Source organism: Aeromicrobium phragmitis (genome assembly GCF_003674095.1).
GTDB lineage: Bacteria > Actinomycetota > Actinomycetes > Propionibacteriales > Nocardioidaceae > Aeromicrobium > Aeromicrobium phragmitis.
The window spans coordinates 1-15,822 of the sequence record NZ_RDBF01000010.1; the positions used below are offsets into that span (position 1 = coordinate 1).

Annotated in this window: 16 protein-coding genes; 12 read left to right on the forward strand and 4 right to left on the reverse strand. The window is 67.7% G+C overall.

The window, feature by feature from the left end:
* Positions 1-57 precede the first annotated feature (57 nt).
* Together D9V41_RS12445 and D9V41_RS12450 are read right to left on the reverse strand one after the other, a co-directional pair.
* Complete coding sequence (locus D9V41_RS12445; protein WP_121794906.1) at positions 58-423, reverse strand: 13E12 repeat family protein; 366 nt, start codon at positions 421-423, stop codon at positions 58-60.
* Between the two features lie 235 nt (positions 424-658).
* Complete coding sequence (locus D9V41_RS12450) at positions 659-1,108, reverse strand: metallopeptidase family protein (RefSeq protein ID WP_243697259.1); 450 nt, start codon at positions 1,106-1,108, stop codon at positions 659-661.
* Between the two features lie 48 nt (positions 1,109-1,156).
* On the opposite strand from D9V41_RS12450, the gene D9V41_RS18500 reads away from it, so the two are divergent.
* Genes D9V41_RS18500 through ettA form a run of 6 tightly spaced genes read left to right on the forward strand, consistent with a single transcriptional unit; the run spans position 1,157 to position 8,169 of the window.
* Positions 1,157-1,501: a DUF3499 domain-containing protein gene (locus D9V41_RS18500; RefSeq protein WP_243697260.1), complete on the forward strand. Its 345-nt coding sequence runs from the start codon at positions 1,157-1,159 to the stop codon at positions 1,499-1,501.
* Positions 1,498-2,853, forward strand: coding sequence for a phosphomannomutase/phosphoglucomutase (locus D9V41_RS12460; protein ID WP_166376030.1), 1,356 nt, complete (start codon positions 1,498-1,500; stop codon positions 2,851-2,853). Before D9V41_RS18500 ends, D9V41_RS12460 begins: the two co-directional genes overlap by 4 nt.
* A gap of 53 nt (positions 2,854-2,906) precedes the next feature.
* A complete protein-coding gene (locus tag D9V41_RS12465) occupies positions 2,907-3,101 on the forward strand; it encodes a Trm112 family protein (RefSeq protein WP_121794909.1) in 195 nt (64 codons plus the stop codon).
* 54 nt (positions 3,102-3,155) lie between these two features.
* Positions 3,156-4,898 (forward strand): dynamin family protein, encoded by a 1,743-nt coding sequence (locus tag D9V41_RS12470; RefSeq protein ID WP_121794910.1) that lies wholly within the window; start codon positions 3,156-3,158, stop codon positions 4,896-4,898.
* Entirely contained in the window at positions 4,895-6,454 is a 1,560-nt protein-coding gene (locus D9V41_RS12475) for a GTPase (protein ID WP_121794911.1), read from the forward strand. The genes D9V41_RS12470 and D9V41_RS12475 overlap by 4 nt, the downstream gene beginning before the upstream one ends.
* A 32-nt stretch (positions 6,455-6,486) precedes the next feature.
* Complete coding sequence (gene ettA, locus D9V41_RS12480; protein ID WP_121794912.1) at positions 6,487-8,169, forward strand: energy-dependent translational throttle protein EttA; 1,683 nt, start codon at positions 6,487-6,489, stop codon at positions 8,167-8,169.
* A gap of 211 nt (positions 8,170-8,380) precedes the next feature.
* Here the strand turns inward: ettA and D9V41_RS12485 are convergent, their stop codons facing one another.
* Positions 8,381-8,878, reverse strand: a complete 498-nt coding sequence (locus tag D9V41_RS12485) for a MarR family winged helix-turn-helix transcriptional regulator (protein ID WP_121794913.1) — start codon at positions 8,876-8,878, stop codon at positions 8,381-8,383.
* Between the two features lie 103 nt (positions 8,879-8,981).
* On the opposite strand from D9V41_RS12485, the gene D9V41_RS12490 reads away from it, so the two are divergent.
* Positions 8,982-9,539, forward strand: coding sequence for a YceI family protein (locus D9V41_RS12490; RefSeq protein ID WP_121794914.1), 558 nt, complete (start codon positions 8,982-8,984; stop codon positions 9,537-9,539).
* A gap of 72 nt (positions 9,540-9,611) precedes the next feature.
* Here the strand turns inward: D9V41_RS12490 and D9V41_RS12495 are convergent, their stop codons facing one another.
* A complete protein-coding gene (locus tag D9V41_RS12495) occupies positions 9,612-10,214 on the reverse strand; it encodes a TetR/AcrR family transcriptional regulator (protein WP_121794985.1) in 603 nt (200 codons plus the stop codon).
* Positions 10,215-10,283: 69 nt separating this feature from the next.
* On the opposite strand from D9V41_RS12495, the gene D9V41_RS12500 reads away from it, so the two are divergent.
* From D9V41_RS12500 to D9V41_RS12520, 5 genes are all read left to right on the forward strand, one after another.
* On the forward strand, positions 10,284-11,429 hold the full coding sequence (locus D9V41_RS12500; protein ID WP_121794915.1) for an acyl-CoA dehydrogenase family protein: 1,146 nt from the start codon (positions 10,284-10,286) through the stop codon (positions 11,427-11,429).
* Between the two features lie 31 nt (positions 11,430-11,460).
* Complete coding sequence (locus tag D9V41_RS12505) at positions 11,461-12,687, forward strand: acetyl-CoA C-acetyltransferase (protein ID WP_121794916.1); 1,227 nt, start codon at positions 11,461-11,463, stop codon at positions 12,685-12,687.
* 14 nt (positions 12,688-12,701) lie between these two features.
* Positions 12,702-13,451, forward strand: a complete 750-nt coding sequence (locus D9V41_RS12510) for an SDR family oxidoreductase (protein WP_121794917.1) — start codon at positions 12,702-12,704, stop codon at positions 13,449-13,451.
* Positions 13,452-13,624: 173 nt separating this feature from the next.
* A complete protein-coding gene (locus D9V41_RS12515; protein ID WP_133434184.1) occupies positions 13,625-14,215 on the forward strand; it encodes a hypothetical protein in 591 nt (196 codons plus the stop codon).
* A gap of 280 nt (positions 14,216-14,495) precedes the next feature.
* Positions 14,496-15,809 (forward strand): hypothetical protein, encoded by a 1,314-nt coding sequence (locus D9V41_RS12520; RefSeq protein WP_133434185.1) that lies wholly within the window; start codon positions 14,496-14,498, stop codon positions 15,807-15,809.
* Positions 15,810-15,822 lie beyond the last annotated feature (13 nt).

The following is a 15,822-nucleotide window of genomic DNA, read 5'->3' on the forward strand; positions in this document are numbered from 1 at the left end:
GCCATCGCCTACCCCGACCGGATCAACCCCTACCTCTGAAACCGAGACGGCACCCACTTACACAAACACCTTGACAGGCTCCAGCTTCCAGGCGCCGGCCGCGATGATCGACACCCGCGCCGCATCCAACTCCCCATCACCGAACGCCGCCCACACAGCGGGCAGGTCATCACGCGCGGTCTCAGCCTCATGCAGGCGGGCAGCCAGCTGATGCTCACTCCACCCGTTCGCCTGCGCGATCACCGACCGCACCGCCGCAATCTCAAGCTCCCGCGCCCGCGGTTCGAGCTCCCGCTCAATCCGAGCCGTCTCGGCATCGAGGTATTCCAGCATGCCCGACCAGCGGCGGTACTCCGCGAGAGCGTTCGCGCGCCGCAACTCGGCCACCAGGCCGACCCGGACGTCAGAGCTGCTCTCGATCATGTTTCCAACCTAGAGAAGGCTACCGACATTGTTGAGGCCTTGTTCACAACCGTGCTTGGTCTCGGTACGGCCCTCGTTCCTCGGGTTTACTCGACCACCTATACCCGGCCATAGGTGGTCGAGTAGGGAGGTCGCTCAGCGACCGACCGTATCGAGACCACGTTTGCGTTCGTTGGTCTCGATACGCTCCCTCGTTCCTCGGTCGCTACTCGACCAGCTACTCGGCCGCCGCTCGTCAGGGGCGGGGATCGATGTCCTCCGGCGGTAGCTCCCACGCCTCGGAGAGGCGCAGCAGCACGATGTCCCAGACGTTCTCCTCGAGCTCCGCGCCGGACCGCGAACGGGTGGTGATGGGGAGTCGGTAAAGCACGAGGCGGTGCCCCGGCTCGGCGCTGAGCGGGTGGATGCTGCTGGCGGGGACCTCGTCGGCCCAGCCCTCCGGCAACAACGGGGCCTCCTCGACGGCGACTTCCACTGGAGGTGCGCTGCGCGGACCGCGCTCGGTGATCGCCCGCATCACCTCGGCCACGAGATGATCGAAGGCGGCCCGCCGGCTGCGATCGGCCCGGATCCTCCGCGGCGAGAGCGGTCCGGGAAGCGACATCGGGCCGCGCACACCGCGACCGCGCCGATCACGTGTGCGGCCCGGTCGAGGGCCGTGCACGTGGCCCCCGAAGACGTCCATGCGGTGAGCCTATCTCGCGCTGTCGGCCGCGCCGGTTACCCTCGTCGGGTGGGACAGAGACGATGCACGCGCACGGGGTGCTCGCAGCCGGCTATCGCGACCCTGACCTACGACTACGGCGATTCGGTGGCCGTGCTGGGCCCGCTCGCCACGTACGCCGAACCGCATTCCTACGACCTCTGCACCGAGCACGCGAGCCGCCTCTCGGCGCCGCGAGGATGGCAGGTCTTGCGCCTCGCCACGCAGTCCAGCGAACCGCCGCCCCCGTCCGTCGATGACCTCGTCGCGCTCGCTGAAGCGGTGCGCGAAGTCGGGCGTCGTCCGGTCGAGCCCGACGAGGAGTCCGCTGGGGGTCGCCCGTCCCTGCGACTCGTGAGGCCCGATTCTCCGTGATCGATGCCCGGCTGCGCGCCATCGTCAAGGCCTACGACATTCGCGGGCTCTCGCCCCAGGAGCTCACGCCCCAAGTCGCCCGCGCGCTGGGGGCCGCGTTCGCCGACGAGGTCGGCATCAGCGCCGGTCGCGGGTCCGCCGTCATCGGCCATGACATGCGTGCCACGTCGCCGGTGCTGGTGGCAGCGCTGAGCGAAGGCATCCGCTCGAAGCGCGCTGACGTCGTCGACATCGGACTCGCCTCGACGGACGAGCTCTACGCCGCCTCGGGTCAACTCGACATGCCCGGCGTCATGGTGACGGCCAGCCACAATCCCGCCGCGTACAACGGACTCAAGATGTGTCGCGCCGGGGCGCGCCCCATCGGCTTGCACACCGGGCTGTCGGCGATCGCGGAGGCGGCCTCAGCGCGCCTCGACACACCACCCTCCGAACCCGTCGGCCGCGTGACGGCTCGCGACTTCCTGGAGGAGTACGCGGAGCTCCTGCACCGCCTCGCTCCCGTGTCCGGCCGGCGCCTCACCGTCGTCGTCGACGCCGGCAACGGCATGGCCGGGCATACGGTGCCCGCCGTGTTCGCGAAGCTCGACGTCGACCTCGTCCCGCTCTATTTCGAGCTCGACGGCACCTTCCCGAATCACGAGGCCAATCCGCTCGATCCGAACACGCTGGTCGACCTCCAGGCCGCCGTCCTCGAACACGGGGCTGATCTGGGGCTGGCCTTCGACGGCGACGCCGACCGCTGCTTCGTCGTGGACGAACGCGGCGAGACCGTGTCACCTTCCGCGATCACCGCCCTCATTGCCTCGCGGTACCTGGCTGAGCAGCCGGGGGCTACGGTGCTCTATAACGCCATCTGCTCCAGGATCGTCCCCGAAGTGGTGGCGGAGCGGGGCGGCACGGCGATCCGCACGCCCGTCGGCCATTCCCTGATCAAGGCCGAGATGGGCCGTACCCGAGCGGTCTTCGGCGGAGAGCACTCGGGTCACTTCTACTTCCGCGACTTCTACCTCGCCGATTCGGGCATGCTCGCCGCGCTGCATGTCCTCGGTGCCCTGGCCGAGGCCGGCGTCCCGGCCTCGCACCTCCTCGGCGCCTTCGAACGCTACGCCGGGTCGGGGGAGATCAACAGCACGGTCGACGACCAGTCCGCCGTCCTCGACCTCCTGCGCCGCGAGTATGCGACGTACGAGCTCGACGAGCTGGACGGCCTGACCGTCACGGCCGACTCCTGGTGGTTCAACGTGCGCGCGTCCAACACCGAGCCCTTGCTCCGGCTCAACGTGGAGGCCGACGATCATCAGACGATGGAGCGCATTCGCGACGAGGTGCTCGCCCGGATGAGGGCGTGACGCGGCCCGGGGGAGTCCCACATTCGCGACGGGTCACGGCCTAGGCTGGAGCCATGAACCTCGATCCCGCGCTCTTGGAGATCCTCGTCTGCCCGCAGTGCCGCTCGGCCCTGTTCGTAGACGCCGACGCGGGCGAGCTCATCTGCAACGCCTGTGCCCTCGCGTACCCGGTGCGCGACGACATCCCGGTGATGCTCGTGGACGAGGCGCGCCCGCTCGGCGAAGCGGCTGCGGCGCCCTCGCCGTGAGCACCGCTCGGATAGTCTTGACACGTAGTTACCGATCAGTGCGCAGGAGTTGAGGTGGCCAGCAGCGACCACGGGGTTCTCGAACTGCTGACCGCGACCGAGGACCTTCTCGCCGCGGTCCGCACCGCCCCGCTGCGCCTGCAGACACCGCGGCTGAACGATGCGCGAGCCATCCAACGCGAGGTCACCGACCAGCTGTCCGACTTCGTCATTCCGCGGCTCAACCAGCTGGACGCGCCGATGCTGGTCGTCGTGGGCGGGTCGACCGGCGCGGGCAAGTCCACCCTGGTCAACTCGATCGTCGGGCGTCACGTCAGCGACACCGGCGTGCTGCGCCCCACCACGCGCACACCCGTGCTCGTTCATCACCCCGACGACGCGGCGTGGTTCGCCTCCGACCGCGTGCTGCCGGACCTCAAACGCACCGGGGAGAATCCCCACGAGGTGTACGCGCTGCGTCAGGTCAGCAGCCCCACCATCCCGGCGGGCCTGGCGATCCTGGACGCGCCGGACATCGACTCGATCGACGTCGGCAACCGCGAGCTCGCCGAACAACTGCTCGCCGCGGCCGACCTGTGGCTGTTCGTGACCTCCGCGGCCCGCTATGCCGACCATGTTCCGTGGGACTACCTGCGACGGGCCGCCGAGCGCAGCGCGTCGGTAGCCGTCGTCCTCGACCGCACGCCTGCCGACGCCGTGGAGGACGTGCGCCGTCACCTGGCCCGGATGATGACGGCGCGAGGGCTCTCCGACTCGCCGTTGTTCACGGTCCGCGAGTCGCCCGTCAACAGTCGCGGCATGCTGCCGTTCGACGAGGTCGGACAGATCGTGCTGTGGCTCCAAGAGCTCGCCGCCGACGTGGTCGGCCGGCGCACCATCGTCGCGGCGACGCTGCACGGCGCGATCCGCCATGACGTCTTCCGCTCCCGCGACCTCGCCGATGAGATCGAGGAGCAAGCCGAGGCGGCCGAGGCGCTCGTCCACGACGTCGACACGATCTACCGCCGCGCCGTCGACGAGGTAGCCAGCGCCGCGACCGACGGCACGGTGCTCCGCGGCGAGGTGCTCGCTCGCTGGCAGGCCTTCGTCGGCACCGGCGAGGTGTTGCGTCGGCTCGAACAGACCGTCGGGTCCTGGCGCGATCGCGTCGCCGCCCGCGCCGTGCGGCAGGTCGATCCGCAAACGGTGAAATCGGCGATCGGCCAAGGCTTGCACCTGCTGGTGGTCGAGCAGGCCGAGCGCGCGGCCGAGGAGACCGCTCGGGCCTGGGAGTCCGAGCCTGCCGGGCGGGCGCTGCTGGACGAGCATCGCGGCCTCGACCGCGCCTCGCGGGAGTTCAGCGCCCGCGCCGAACGTCTGGCGCGCGAGTGGCAGGAGTTCGTTCAGGAGCTCGTCGCCGAGCAGGGCGAGGGCAAGAAGGCGCGGGCGACCGCCGTGTCGACCGGGGTCAACGCCACCGGCATCGCCCTCATGGTCGCGGTGTTCGCCGGAACGGGCGGCATCACCGGTGCGGAGGTCGGCATCGCGGGAGGCACCGCGGTGGTCGCCCAGAAGCTGCTGCAGGCGGTGTTCGGCGACCAGGCGGTCCGCGACCTCGCCGACCGTGCCGCTACCGAGCTCTGCGCGCGCATCGAGGCGATCTTCGACGACGAGGCGCAGCGGTACCGGCGCCTGGTGCCTGAGCCCAAGTCCGTCCGCGCCGCGCAGCGCGAACTGCGTAAGGTGGCCAACCGGGCCGACGTGGTGCGGCTCGCGACCGACATCCGACGACCCACGATTCAGCAGGAGGGCGTGTGACGGGCCCCTTGGACGACCGGCTCGCCGCGCTCGAAGCGGCTGTCGCAGCGGCCGAGGGCCGGCTGCGTGACGACCAGCTCGACGGCGCTCGCACTGCCCTCTCGCGAGCATCGGTCCGGCTGCGCAAATCGGCAGCCCACACGATCGTCGCTCTGGGCGGGGCCACCGGCTCGGGCAAATCGTCGCTGTTCAATGCGTTGAGCGGCATCGATCTCGCCGGCGTGGGGGTCAAGCGTCCGACCACCTCCTGGACCCTCGCCTGTACGTGGGGCGAGGACGACGCCTCGGAGCTGCTCGGCTGGATCGGTATTCCGCCGCGCCATCAGCTCACCCGGCAGGGGCCGCTCGACGACGCCGACGGCACGGATTCGTCGCTCGACGGACTCGTGCTGCTCGACATGCCCGATCACGACTCCGTCGTCGAAGCGCACCAGCTCGAAGTCGACCGTGTCGTGGAGTTCGCCGATCTGTTCGTGTGGGTGCTCGATCCGCAGAAATACGCGGATGCCGCCATCCACGAGCGCTACCTTCAACCGTTGTCGCGGCACCGCGAGACCACGATCGTGGTGATGAATCAGATCGACCGGCTGGCGACCGAGGCGGACCGCGTCACAGCGCTGAACGATCTTCGCCGGATCCTCGACCGCGAGGGACTCACCGGGGTGCCGATCATCGCGACCTCCGCGCGTTCTGGCCGCGGGCTCGACGACCTGCGTGCCGAGATCTCGCGGCGCACCGTGGCCAAGGATGCCGCCGTCACCCGGCTGACGGCCGAGGTGCGTACGGCCGCGCAGGAGCTCGCCGACGTCGGCGGTACATCGGCTCCTCGAGGCCTCCAGCCCGAGGACCGCGATCGGCTGGTCGCGGCGCTCGAAGCGGGCACCGGCTCGGCGCAGATCGCGCAGTCCGTGGAATTCGCCACCGTCTCGGCGGGCACGGCCGCGACCGACTGGCCGCCGTTCGGACTGATCGCGCGAGGACGTCAGCGGCGCGCCGACCAGGAGCTGGAAGCCACCTCCGATCGCACGGCCGTCGAGCACGCGCGCGCCGAACTCGCCATCCGCGAGGCCGCCGAGTCCGCCGTCGAGGGCACCGCGCCGGCGTGGCGCGCGTCGATGTTGCGGGCTGCCGGCGGCAGTGGCGCCGTGGCCAATCGGGTGGATGCCGAAGTTCGTGCTCTGGACTTGCGCGAGCAGGGGACGCCCGTCTGGTGGGGGCTCGTCGGCGTCCTGCAATGGGCGCTCTTCGCGGCGATGCTGCTGGGCGTCGGATGGTTGATCCTCGCCGCCGTCGGCGTGGTGAGCGCCGGCCCCTCGCTGCTCGGGCTGCCCGCTGCCCTGTGGCTGGCGGCGGTGGGCGGCCTCGGCGGAATCGGGCTGACCTGGATGTCGCGGGCGCTCGTGCGGAGCGCTGCCCGCCGGCGGGCCGAGTACGTCGTCGAGCAGATCCGCGCCACGGTGGGCCGAGTCGTCGACGACGAGATCCTCGCGCGCATCGAGCGCGAACTGCGCGCGTACGAGACGTTTCGCACGCGGGTGCGCGACGCCGCTGCGTGATCGCTGTGCCCGGTCGATAGGCTGGAACGACCATGGCTGACTACATCTTCACTCTGCGCAACGTCCGCAAGGCCCATGGCGACAAGGTCGTCCTGGACAACGTGACGTTGTCGTTCCTGCACGGTGCCAAGATCGGCGTCGTCGGCCCCAACGGCACCGGCAAATCGTCGTTGTTCAAGCTCATGGCCGGACTCGACCAGCCGAACAACGGCGATCTCATCAAGGACCCGGACGCGAGCGTCGGCATCCTGCTGCAGGAGCCACCGCTGTCGGAAGGCAAGACGGTCCTGGAGAACGTCGAGGAGGCGGTGGCCGGGATCAAGGGCAAGCTCGACCGCTTCAACCAGATCAGCGAGGAGCTGGCGAGCCCCGACGCCGACTACGACGCGTTGCTCGCGGAGATGGGCGACCTGCAGACCGATCTCGACCACGCGAACGCGTGGGACCTCGATTCGAGGCTGCAGCAGGCGATGGACGCCCTGCGCTGCCCGCCGCCGGACGAGCTCGTCGACCACCTGTCCGGGGGCGAGCGTCGCCGCGTGGCGCTGTGCAAGCTGCTGCTCGAGCAGCCCGACATGCTGCTGCTCGACGAGCCCACCAACCACCTGGACGCCGAGTCGGTGAACTGGCTCGAGGGGCACCTGAAGACCTACCCGGGCGCCGTCCTGGCGATCACCCACGACCGGTACTTCCTCGACAACGTGGCCGAGTGGATCCTCGAGCTCGACCGAGGCAAGACCCACCCCTACGAGGGCAACTACTCCACCTACCTGGAGACCAAGCAGCAGCGCCTCCAGATCGAGGGCAAGAAGGACGCCAAGCGCGCCCGGATCCTCGAGAAGGAGCTGGAGTGGGTGCGCTCGAACCCCAAGGCGCGCCAGGCCAAGAACCAGGCCCGACTCAAGCGCTACGAAGAGCTGGCGGCCGAAGCCGAGCGCGCCCGCAAGCTGGACTTCGAGGAGATCAACATCCCCGCGGGTCCGCGCCTCGGCGACGTCGTGCTCAACGCCGACAACCTGCACAAGTCGTTCGGCGATCGCGAACTGTTCGGCGGCCTCTCGTTCTCGCTTCCGCGAGCCGGCATCGTCGGCGTCATCGGCCCCAACGGCGTGGGCAAGTCGACGCTGTTCCGGATGATCGTCGGACAGGAGCAGCCCGATTCCGGTGCGCTCGAGGTCGGCCAGACCGTGCAGATCTCGTACGTCGACCAGAGCCGCGGGGGCATCGACCCGGACAAGAACGTCTGGGAGGTCGTCTCGGACGGTCTCGACCACATCAAGGTCGGGAACTTCGAGGTGCCGAGCCGCGCGTACGTCGCCTCGTTCGGCTTCAAGGGCCCGGACCAGCAGAAGCGCGCCGGCGTGCTCTCCGGCGGTGAGCGCAACCGACTGAACCTCGCGCTCACGCTGAAGATGGGCGGCAACCTGCTGCTCCTCGACGAGCCCACCAACGACCTGGACGTGGAGACGCTGCAGTCGCTCGAGGATGCGCTCCTGGAGTTCCCCGGCTGCGCCGTCGTGGTGAGCCACGACCGCTGGTTCCTGGACCGGGTCGCCACGCACATCCTCGCGTGGGAGGGCACGGAGGAGAAGCCCGACAACTGGTTCTGGTTCGAGGGCAACTTCGCTGACTACGAGAAGAACAAGGTCGCCCGTCTCGGCGAGGAGGCCGCCCGCCCCCACGCCGTCACGCACCGCCGTTTGACGCGCGACTGAAGGTTCAGCCGGGTGAAGCGGCGCTTGCGCCGTTTGACGCGCGACTGAAGTTTCGGCCGGGTGAAGCGGCGCTTGCGCCGTTTGACGCGCGACTGAAGGTTCGGCCGGGTGGGGCCGACCCGCGCGGCGTGGTCTCGATACGGCCCTCGTTCCTCGGGCCTACTCGACCGACGAGGGGGTGAGCTCGGGTCTACTCGACCACCGAGACGGGTCAGAAGGAGCGGCCGCCGAGCTGGCCGGTGATGCGCTCCATGATGCGGCCGAGCGCTTCGAACTCCTCGGCCGTCGCATTGGCGACGAGGTACGTGTGCACGCCGCGCACATGCGTGTGCGCAGCCTCCGCCAGAACGGCGAAGCCGTGATCGGTCAGCACCGCGGTCACGCCGCGGCCGTCGGTGCTGCACTGGCCCCGCGCGACCATCCCGGCCTTCTCGAGCCGGGCGATGGTGTGCGTGATCCGGCTGCGCGAGTGCGCGACCTGCGCCGCCAGTTCGGCCATGCGGATCGACCGGTCGGGGGCCTCGGACAGCCGGACGAGGATCTCGTACTCCGACATGGACAGACTGTGGGCCTGACGCAGGTCGCGATCGAGCTGATCCATGAGGACCGTCGAGCCGCCCAGGAATGCGCGCCAGACACGCTGCTGCTCGGTCGACAACCACGGCGTGTCGTTGACTTCGGCGACCTCGAGAGGCGGACGGTTGTTCATGTGAGCCAGTTTACGTGGTCGCGCACTTGATTGAAAGTTAAACCACCAGCTAGAGTGAAGAACGTCAGCGCGATGCGACAACAGACTTTCCCTAGGAGACACCATGACGAACGTGACCGCCGGCACGTGGAAGCTGGACCCGACTCACACCGAGATCGGCTTCCAGGTCCGCCACATCATGAGCAAGGTTCGCGGCAAGTTCGACAGCTTCGACGGCACCATCGTCACCGGCTCGAACGCCACCGACTCGAGCGTCGAGGTCTCGGTGGACCTCAGCTCGATCAACACCGGCACCGCCGACCGTGATGCCCACCTGCGCTCGGCCGACTTCTTCGACGTCGAGACCCACCCCTCGATGACCTTCACGAGCACCGGCATCCGCCAGGAGAGCGACGACGAGTTCGTCGTGACCGGCGACCTCACGATCCGCGGCGTCACCAAGCCCATCGAGCTCGAGGCGGAGTTCCTGGGCGAGGGCGGCGACCCGTGGGGCGGCACTCGCGTCGGCGTCGAGGCCAAGGGCGAGATCAGCCGCAAGGAGTTCGGCATCGACTTCAACATCCCGCTCGAGGGTGACAAGGTCATGATCGGCGACAAGATCAAGCTCCAGATCGTGGCTGAGGCCGTCCTGCAGACCGAGGACGCCAGCGCGAACGCCTGATCTTCCCAGATCCGAAAGCCCCCGCCATTCCCCCGAGGCGGGGGCTTTCGCCTGTCCCGGGGCGGGAAGGCGTCAGTGACGCACGACCATGCGCGCGGCGAGCTCGCTGTGCAGCGTGGCGAGGTCGTCGGGCGTGATCGATCCGCCGGGGGAGTACCACCGCACGAGGTCGATGCTCAGTGAGAGCACGGCCAGCGCGGTGCCCTTGATGTCGGCGACATCGAAATCGCCGTCCGCGACGCCGGACTCCAGCGCGCGCTGCATCTGCCGCTCGATATCGCGGCGGTAGCCGGCGATCGCCTGCCGGTGATCGGGCGTCAGGGCGTCGAACTCGTACTGCACGATGCGTCCCACCCGGCTGTTGACCGCGTGCCAGCGGCTGAAAGCGGCCACCATCGAACGGACGCGTTCGAGCGGCGTCGTCCCCTCGGCGTCGGCCTCGCGGATGATCGCCAGAGCGTCGAGGTGGCCGCGGCGGCTCACCTCGAACAGAAGATCTTCTTTGGTCGCGTGGTGCACGTACACCGCCGCCGGGCTCATGCCCGCGCGGGACGCGATATCGCGCGTCGTCGTCGCGGCGAAGCCCTTCTGGGCGAACGCCTCTACCGCCGCATCGATGAGCCGTTCGCGGGTCGCAGCGGAGCGGGCGCGCGCCGAGGGGGCCTCCGTGGTCATGGTGGACATGATGGAACATCGGTGGCATGCTAAGCAAGCGCTTAGTCACCACTGACCCCAGGAAGACCGATGCAGCGAACCATCTACACCGACGATCACGAGGCGTTCCGCGAGTCGTGCGCCGCGTTCCTGGAGAAGCGGGTCCGCCCGCACCTCGAGGAGCACCTGACCGAGAAGGGACTGCCGCGCGACTTCTGGAAGGCCGCCGGTGCCGAGGGCTTCCTCGGCCTCGAGATCCCCGAGGAATTCGGCGGTGCCGACGCCCAGGACTACCGGTTCAACGCCGTGTGGGCCGAGGAGCTCAGCAAGGTCAACGCCTCGCTGTCCTCCTGCGTGGGCATCCACGCCGACATCACCGTGCCGTACATCGTCGACCTCGGTACCGAGGAGCAGAAGCAGCGCTGGCTTCCCGGCTGTGCCAGCGGTGACATCGTGACCGCGATCGGCATGACCGAGCCCTCCGGTGGCTCCGACCTCGCTGCGCTCAAGACCACGGCGGTACGTGACGGCGACGCGTGGGTCATCAACGGCTCCAAGACCTTCATCACCAACGGGTTCTCTGCCGATCTCGTCGTCACGGCCGTCCGCACGGACCCGGCCAAGGGCGCCCGCGGCATCACCCTGTTCGGCATCGAGGCCACCGACCCCGGCTTCAGCCGCGGCCGCAAGCTCGACAAGGTCGGCCAGGAGGAGTCCGACACCGCCGAGTTGTTCTTCGAGGACGTCCGGCTCGGCGACGACCGCGTCATCGGCGAACTCGGGGGCGGCTTCATCGCGATGATGCAGAAGCTCCCGCAGGAGCGGCTCGGCGCCGCGATCTCCAACATCGCGCATGCCAAGCAGATCCTCGCTGAGACGATCCAGTACTGCCACGATCGCAAGGCGTTCGGTCAGGCCATCGGCTCGCTCCAGCACAACAAGTTCCTGCTGGCCGAGCTGGTCACCAAGATCGAGGTCGCCGAGGCGTTCGTGGACCAGGCGGTCCTCGCCCACAGCACCGGCAAGCTCACCGCGATCGACGCCGCCAAGGCCAAGTGGTGGAGCGCAGAAATCCAGAACGACGTGCTCGACCACTGCGTCCAGCTGCACGGCGGGTACGGATTCATGAACGAGTACCGGGTCGCCCGCGCCTGGCGGGATGCCCGCGTGACCAAGATCTGGGCCGGTTCCAACGAGATCATGAAGGAACTCATCGGCCGCGACCTGGGCTTCTGAGCCCTCACCGACCACCGAAAGCGACAGACTCATGCCCGAAGCCGTCATCGTTTCCACCGCGCGTTCGCCTATCGGCCGTGCGTTCAAGGGCTCGCTCAAGCAGATGCGGGCCGACGACCTCACCGTGCAGATGGTGCAGGCCGCCCTCGCCAAGGTTCCCGAACTCGACCCGGCCGACCTCAACGACCTCATCCTCGGCTGCGGTCTGCCCGGCGGGGAGCAGGGCTGGAACATGGGCCGCAACGTGGCCGTGCTCGCCGGCTACGACCACCTCCCCGGCACCACCATCACGCGCTACTGCTCCTCGAGCCTGCAGACCACCCGCATGGCGTTCCACGCGATCAAGTCCGGCGAGGGTGACGCCTACATCTCCGCCGGCGTCGAGGTCGTGAGCCACTTCGACAAGGGCACCAGCGACAGCATTCCTGGGCAGGACATCACCAACCCGAAGTTCGCCGACGCCATGCGCCGCACGGACGACCGCAGCCAGGGCGACGCGGCGGCCTGGACCGATCCGCGCGAGGACGGTCAACTTCCCGACGTCTACATCGCCATGGGCCAGACCGCCGAGAACGTGCAGCAGGTGCTGGGCATGAGTCGTGAGGAGCAGGACCGCTTCGCCGTCCGCAGCCAGAACCTCACCGAGCAGCGCATCGCCGAGGGATTCTGGGAGCGCGAGATCACCCCGGTCACCCTGCCCGACGGCACGCAGGTCACCGCCGACGACGGTCCGCGCCCCGGCGTCACGTACGAGGCGATCAGCCAGCTCAAGCCGGTGTTCCGTCCCGACGGCACCGTCACCGCCGGCAACGCCTGCCCGCTCAACGACGGGGCCGCCGCGCTGGTCATCATGAGCGACACCAAGGCCAAGGAACTCGGCCTCACTCCGCTCGCGCGCATCGTCTCCACGAGCGTCACCGGGCTCTCCCCGGAGATCATGGGCCTCGGTCCGGTCACCGCGATCCCGCAGGCCCTTACCAACGCGGGCATGTCGATCTCGGACATCGACCTGTTCGAGATCAACGAGGCGTTCGCCGTGCAGGCCCTCGGTTCGGCACAGCAGCTGAACATCGACGAGGACAAGCTCAACGTCAACGGCGGCGCCATCGCCGTGGGACACCCCTTCGGCATGACCGGCGCGCGCATCACGTCGACGCTCATCAACTCCCTGCAGTGGCACGACAAGCAGTTCGGTGTCGAGTCGATGTGCGTCGGCGGCGGCATGGGCATGGCCATGGTCATCGAGCGACTGAGCTGAACGGGGGAGCGGAGATGAGCAGGTTCGCAGACAAGGTCGCGATCGTCACCGGCGCCAGCCGGGGTATCGGACTCGGCGTCGCTGAGCGGCTGGTCGCCGATGGCGCCAAGGTCGTCATCACGGCGCGGAAGGAAGACGCGCTCAAGGAGGCCGTGGCAGGCCTCGGCGAGGACAACGCGACGTTCGTCGCGGGTGCGGCCGACGACGCCGGTCACCAGGACGAGGCCATCGCGGCCGCGATCGAGCGGTTCGGCCGCCTCGACTACCTCGTCAACAACACCGGCATCAACCCGGTGTACGGACCCATGATCGAGATGGATCTCGGTGCCGCGGAGAAGATCTTCCGCGTCAACGTGCTCTCGGCGGCGTCCTGGGCGCAGAAGGCGTACGCCGCAGCGCTGAAGGACAACGGCGGCGCCATCGTCAACATCGCGTCGATCGCGGGTCTGAAGCCCGCGCCGATGATCGGCATGTACGGCGCCTCGAAGTCCGCCGTCATCCACGTGACGCAGGAGCTGGCGCTGGAGCTGGCCCCCTCGATCCGGGTCAACGCCGTGGCGCCGGCCGTGGTCAAGACCCGGTTCGCCGGCGCGCTCTACGAGGGACGCGAGGAGGAGGTGTCCTCGGCGTACCCGATGAAGCGCCTCGGCACCCCCGAGGACATCGCCTCGGTCGTGGCGTTCCTACTGTCCGAGGACGCCGCCTGGGTCACCGGCCAGACGATCACGATCGACGGCGGCCTGACTCTCACGGGCGGAGTCTGACCCGCTGTACTCGCTGAGTGTGACGTTACGCCACTCGTTTCGACCATTTCGGTTGCGAAACGTCACACTCAGCGAGTGCGCGAGGAGTAGAGACGAGACTGGACTGAAATCTGGACTCGATCGTCCTTTCTCTGTGTCAGGCTGTCCCCACGCGCGCCGAGGGGGTGGGGTCCGTGAACACGGCACCGGTCGCTCGACGCGTGCTGCGCGCCTTGCCCGCGTTGGCATTGGCGTTCAGCATTCCGGGATGCGGCGCGGACTATCCGGCAGAGCTCCTCGGGTCCATCGCCTTGCAGGCGAATGAGGATGGGCCGTTCACTGCGGTGGTAGTCGTCTGCCGGGGTCGGGTCGATGAAATCGAGGTTTCGAGAATCGATCCCACCGACCCGGACGATCGGACTCGTAGCACGGATGCGGGAACGTGGGAGCGGCGCGATGAGGGGCTCTCGCGCGGAGTTCACGAGCTGCCTCTCGGCGATCCAGGCCCCGAGTGGGTGGTGCGAACTCCGCCGAACCTCGACGACCCGACCAAGCTCTATATGTTCCGCGGCTCGGGCCAGCTCGGGGACAAGGGAATGCGCGTCCTTCCCCAGACGTCGCTCTCGGGCGAGGCGACCGCTCGGCTGCAGCCCCGGCAGTTGCTCTTCAACGACGACGAGATCCTCACCCGCGAGGAGTTCGACGACTGCTGCCGCGCTCATGACCCGTCTGGCGGTGGCGTTGGCGCTTGTTCCCTCGATCCAGATCAACGCGGTGCTGGCTAAGGCTCGCTTCGTGATGCCCTCTTCGACTGGAGGTCGTTTGTTCTACCCGATGAAACGGCTGGGGACGCCAGAAGGAGATGGCGTCGGTCGTCGCGTTTTGGCGTCCAAGAACGCCGCGTCAGTGCCGGCCAACGACCACGATCGACAACTGGCCCGTAGTGACCGGCGGAGTCTGAACGCTGACCCTGCAGAGCAGGATATGGACAAGATCGTCCGAAGCATGTGATGCTGTTCATGCTCGTGCGTCGGCTTAGCGGCGTACACAAATTCGGGGGTTCTCGTGGATAGCGAACGTCGCGCTCTGGCTCTTGCGGCCGCTTTCTTCATCGCCGTTGCTACTGCCCTTGTGCCGACGTCCACAGTTGCGGCGAATGACCTCAAAGCCAATTATCCTCCCGTGAATCCCGGAACTATTACAGTGTCCGGTGACAATGCCAAGACCTTCGAGGTTCTCGTTGACGATCCCGACGAGGATCCGGTGAGGGTGGAGTTTTGGGTCGCTCGCGGGACGGAGGTGTACGAGCCGATCAAGGTAGGCCCAGTACAGTCTGGCTCGACGGCAACTGCGTCGATGCAGCTTGAGTTGGCTGGCGAGTATAGCGTCAGCGCCTTACTCAGTGATGGGACGGGCACCACCGCGGTGGGCTCTGTGTCGTTCACGGTGGACGAGGACTTGCCGATGCCTGATCCGGAGTTCGATCCTGATGAGCGAATCGTCGACGTGTCACCTCCGCCAGTCGACTTCGACATCCTCGACGATCAGCAGGTGCAGATTGACGCACCGCTTCCCGACGGCTTTAGCCTGGGACGGGTTGTCCACAACGGCGAAGCCGTCGAAGTGCTCGATGGCGAAGGTGAGTACGTGGGTGTCATTTACCTCTTCGCCATCCTCGAGGATGGCACTCAGCACCCGGTCTCAGTGGAGGATCCGTCGAGCGATCCCAGCGCCCGCTCGGCGGCTGCGGACGGAGCTTTCAACGTCTCGTTGCTGTGCTGGGTCAACAACACGTGCGATGAAGAGCTTGGCGCGGTGTTGGCTGAGGGGCTTCGTAATGCCGTCGTTATCGGGACGTTCGTCGCGGAGGCATCGATTTCGGCGTCGTTGCTTCTGACCGGCCAGGCTGTGGTGACCGTAGGCGCGTTGAAGGAGCAATTCTTGAGTTTCGGCCGCCTACCGCTACCGCTAGGGCCGGTTGTGGTGCCGGGACGGCTCGCAATGGCGGATGCACCAGATTATCGTGCTGGGGTAGGACCGGACGAGCAGGTGCTGGTGCCCGGTAGGTACATGTACAAACCTGACGCCGGAACGCTTAACGACTATTGTTCTTATGTCGAGTCGTGGTATTACGACACACAGTTTTTCGGCCCATGCGCCCGTCATGACCTCTGCATAGAGGAGATGGATGAGAGTTGGCCGGTCCCGGTCAGGCAGGAATTTCGTGCAATGTGCGACCGAGAGTTCAGAAATGACCTTCTTCATAACTGCCGGGTTGTCAACTGGGAGGTAGAGCGACGGCAGCTCCTCGTGGGTTGCACTATCGTGTCCTTCGCGATGGTCGGGGCTGTGTCACTCAAAACCGGGGTGCTCCCATGAATCGGATATTGAT

Bases quoted from the DNA above. Each gene is read 5' to 3' on its own strand.
- D9V41_RS12485 (WP_121794913.1), bottom strand. From the start codon at position 8,878: ATGAACAACCGTCCGCCTCTCGAGGTCGCCGAAGTCAACGACACGCCG.
- D9V41_RS12450 (WP_243697259.1), bottom strand. From the start codon at position 1,108: ATGGACGTCTTCGGGGGCCACGTGCACGGCCCTCGACCGGGCCGCACA.
- D9V41_RS12445 (WP_121794906.1), bottom strand. From the start codon at position 423: ATGATCGAGAGCAGCTCTGACGTCCGGGTCGGCCTGGTGGCCGAGTTG.
- D9V41_RS12495 (WP_121794985.1), bottom strand. From the start codon at position 10,214: ATGACCACGGAGGCCCCCTCGGCGCGCGCCCGCTCCGCTGCGACCCGC.
- D9V41_RS12465 (WP_121794909.1), top strand. From the start codon at position 2,907: ATGAACCTCGATCCCGCGCTCTTGGAGATCCTCGTCTGCCCGCAGTGC.
- ettA (WP_121794912.1), top strand. From the start codon at position 6,487: ATGGCTGACTACATCTTCACTCTGCGCAACGTCCGCAAGGCCCATGGC.
- D9V41_RS12510 (WP_121794917.1), top strand. From the start codon at position 12,702: ATGAGCAGGTTCGCAGACAAGGTCGCGATCGTCACCGGCGCCAGCCGG.
- D9V41_RS12505 (WP_121794916.1), top strand. From the start codon at position 11,461: ATGCCCGAAGCCGTCATCGTTTCCACCGCGCGTTCGCCTATCGGCCGT.
- D9V41_RS12500 (WP_121794915.1), top strand. From the start codon at position 10,284: ATGCAGCGAACCATCTACACCGACGATCACGAGGCGTTCCGCGAGTCG.
- D9V41_RS12490 (WP_121794914.1), top strand. From the start codon at position 8,982: ATGACGAACGTGACCGCCGGCACGTGGAAGCTGGACCCGACTCACACC.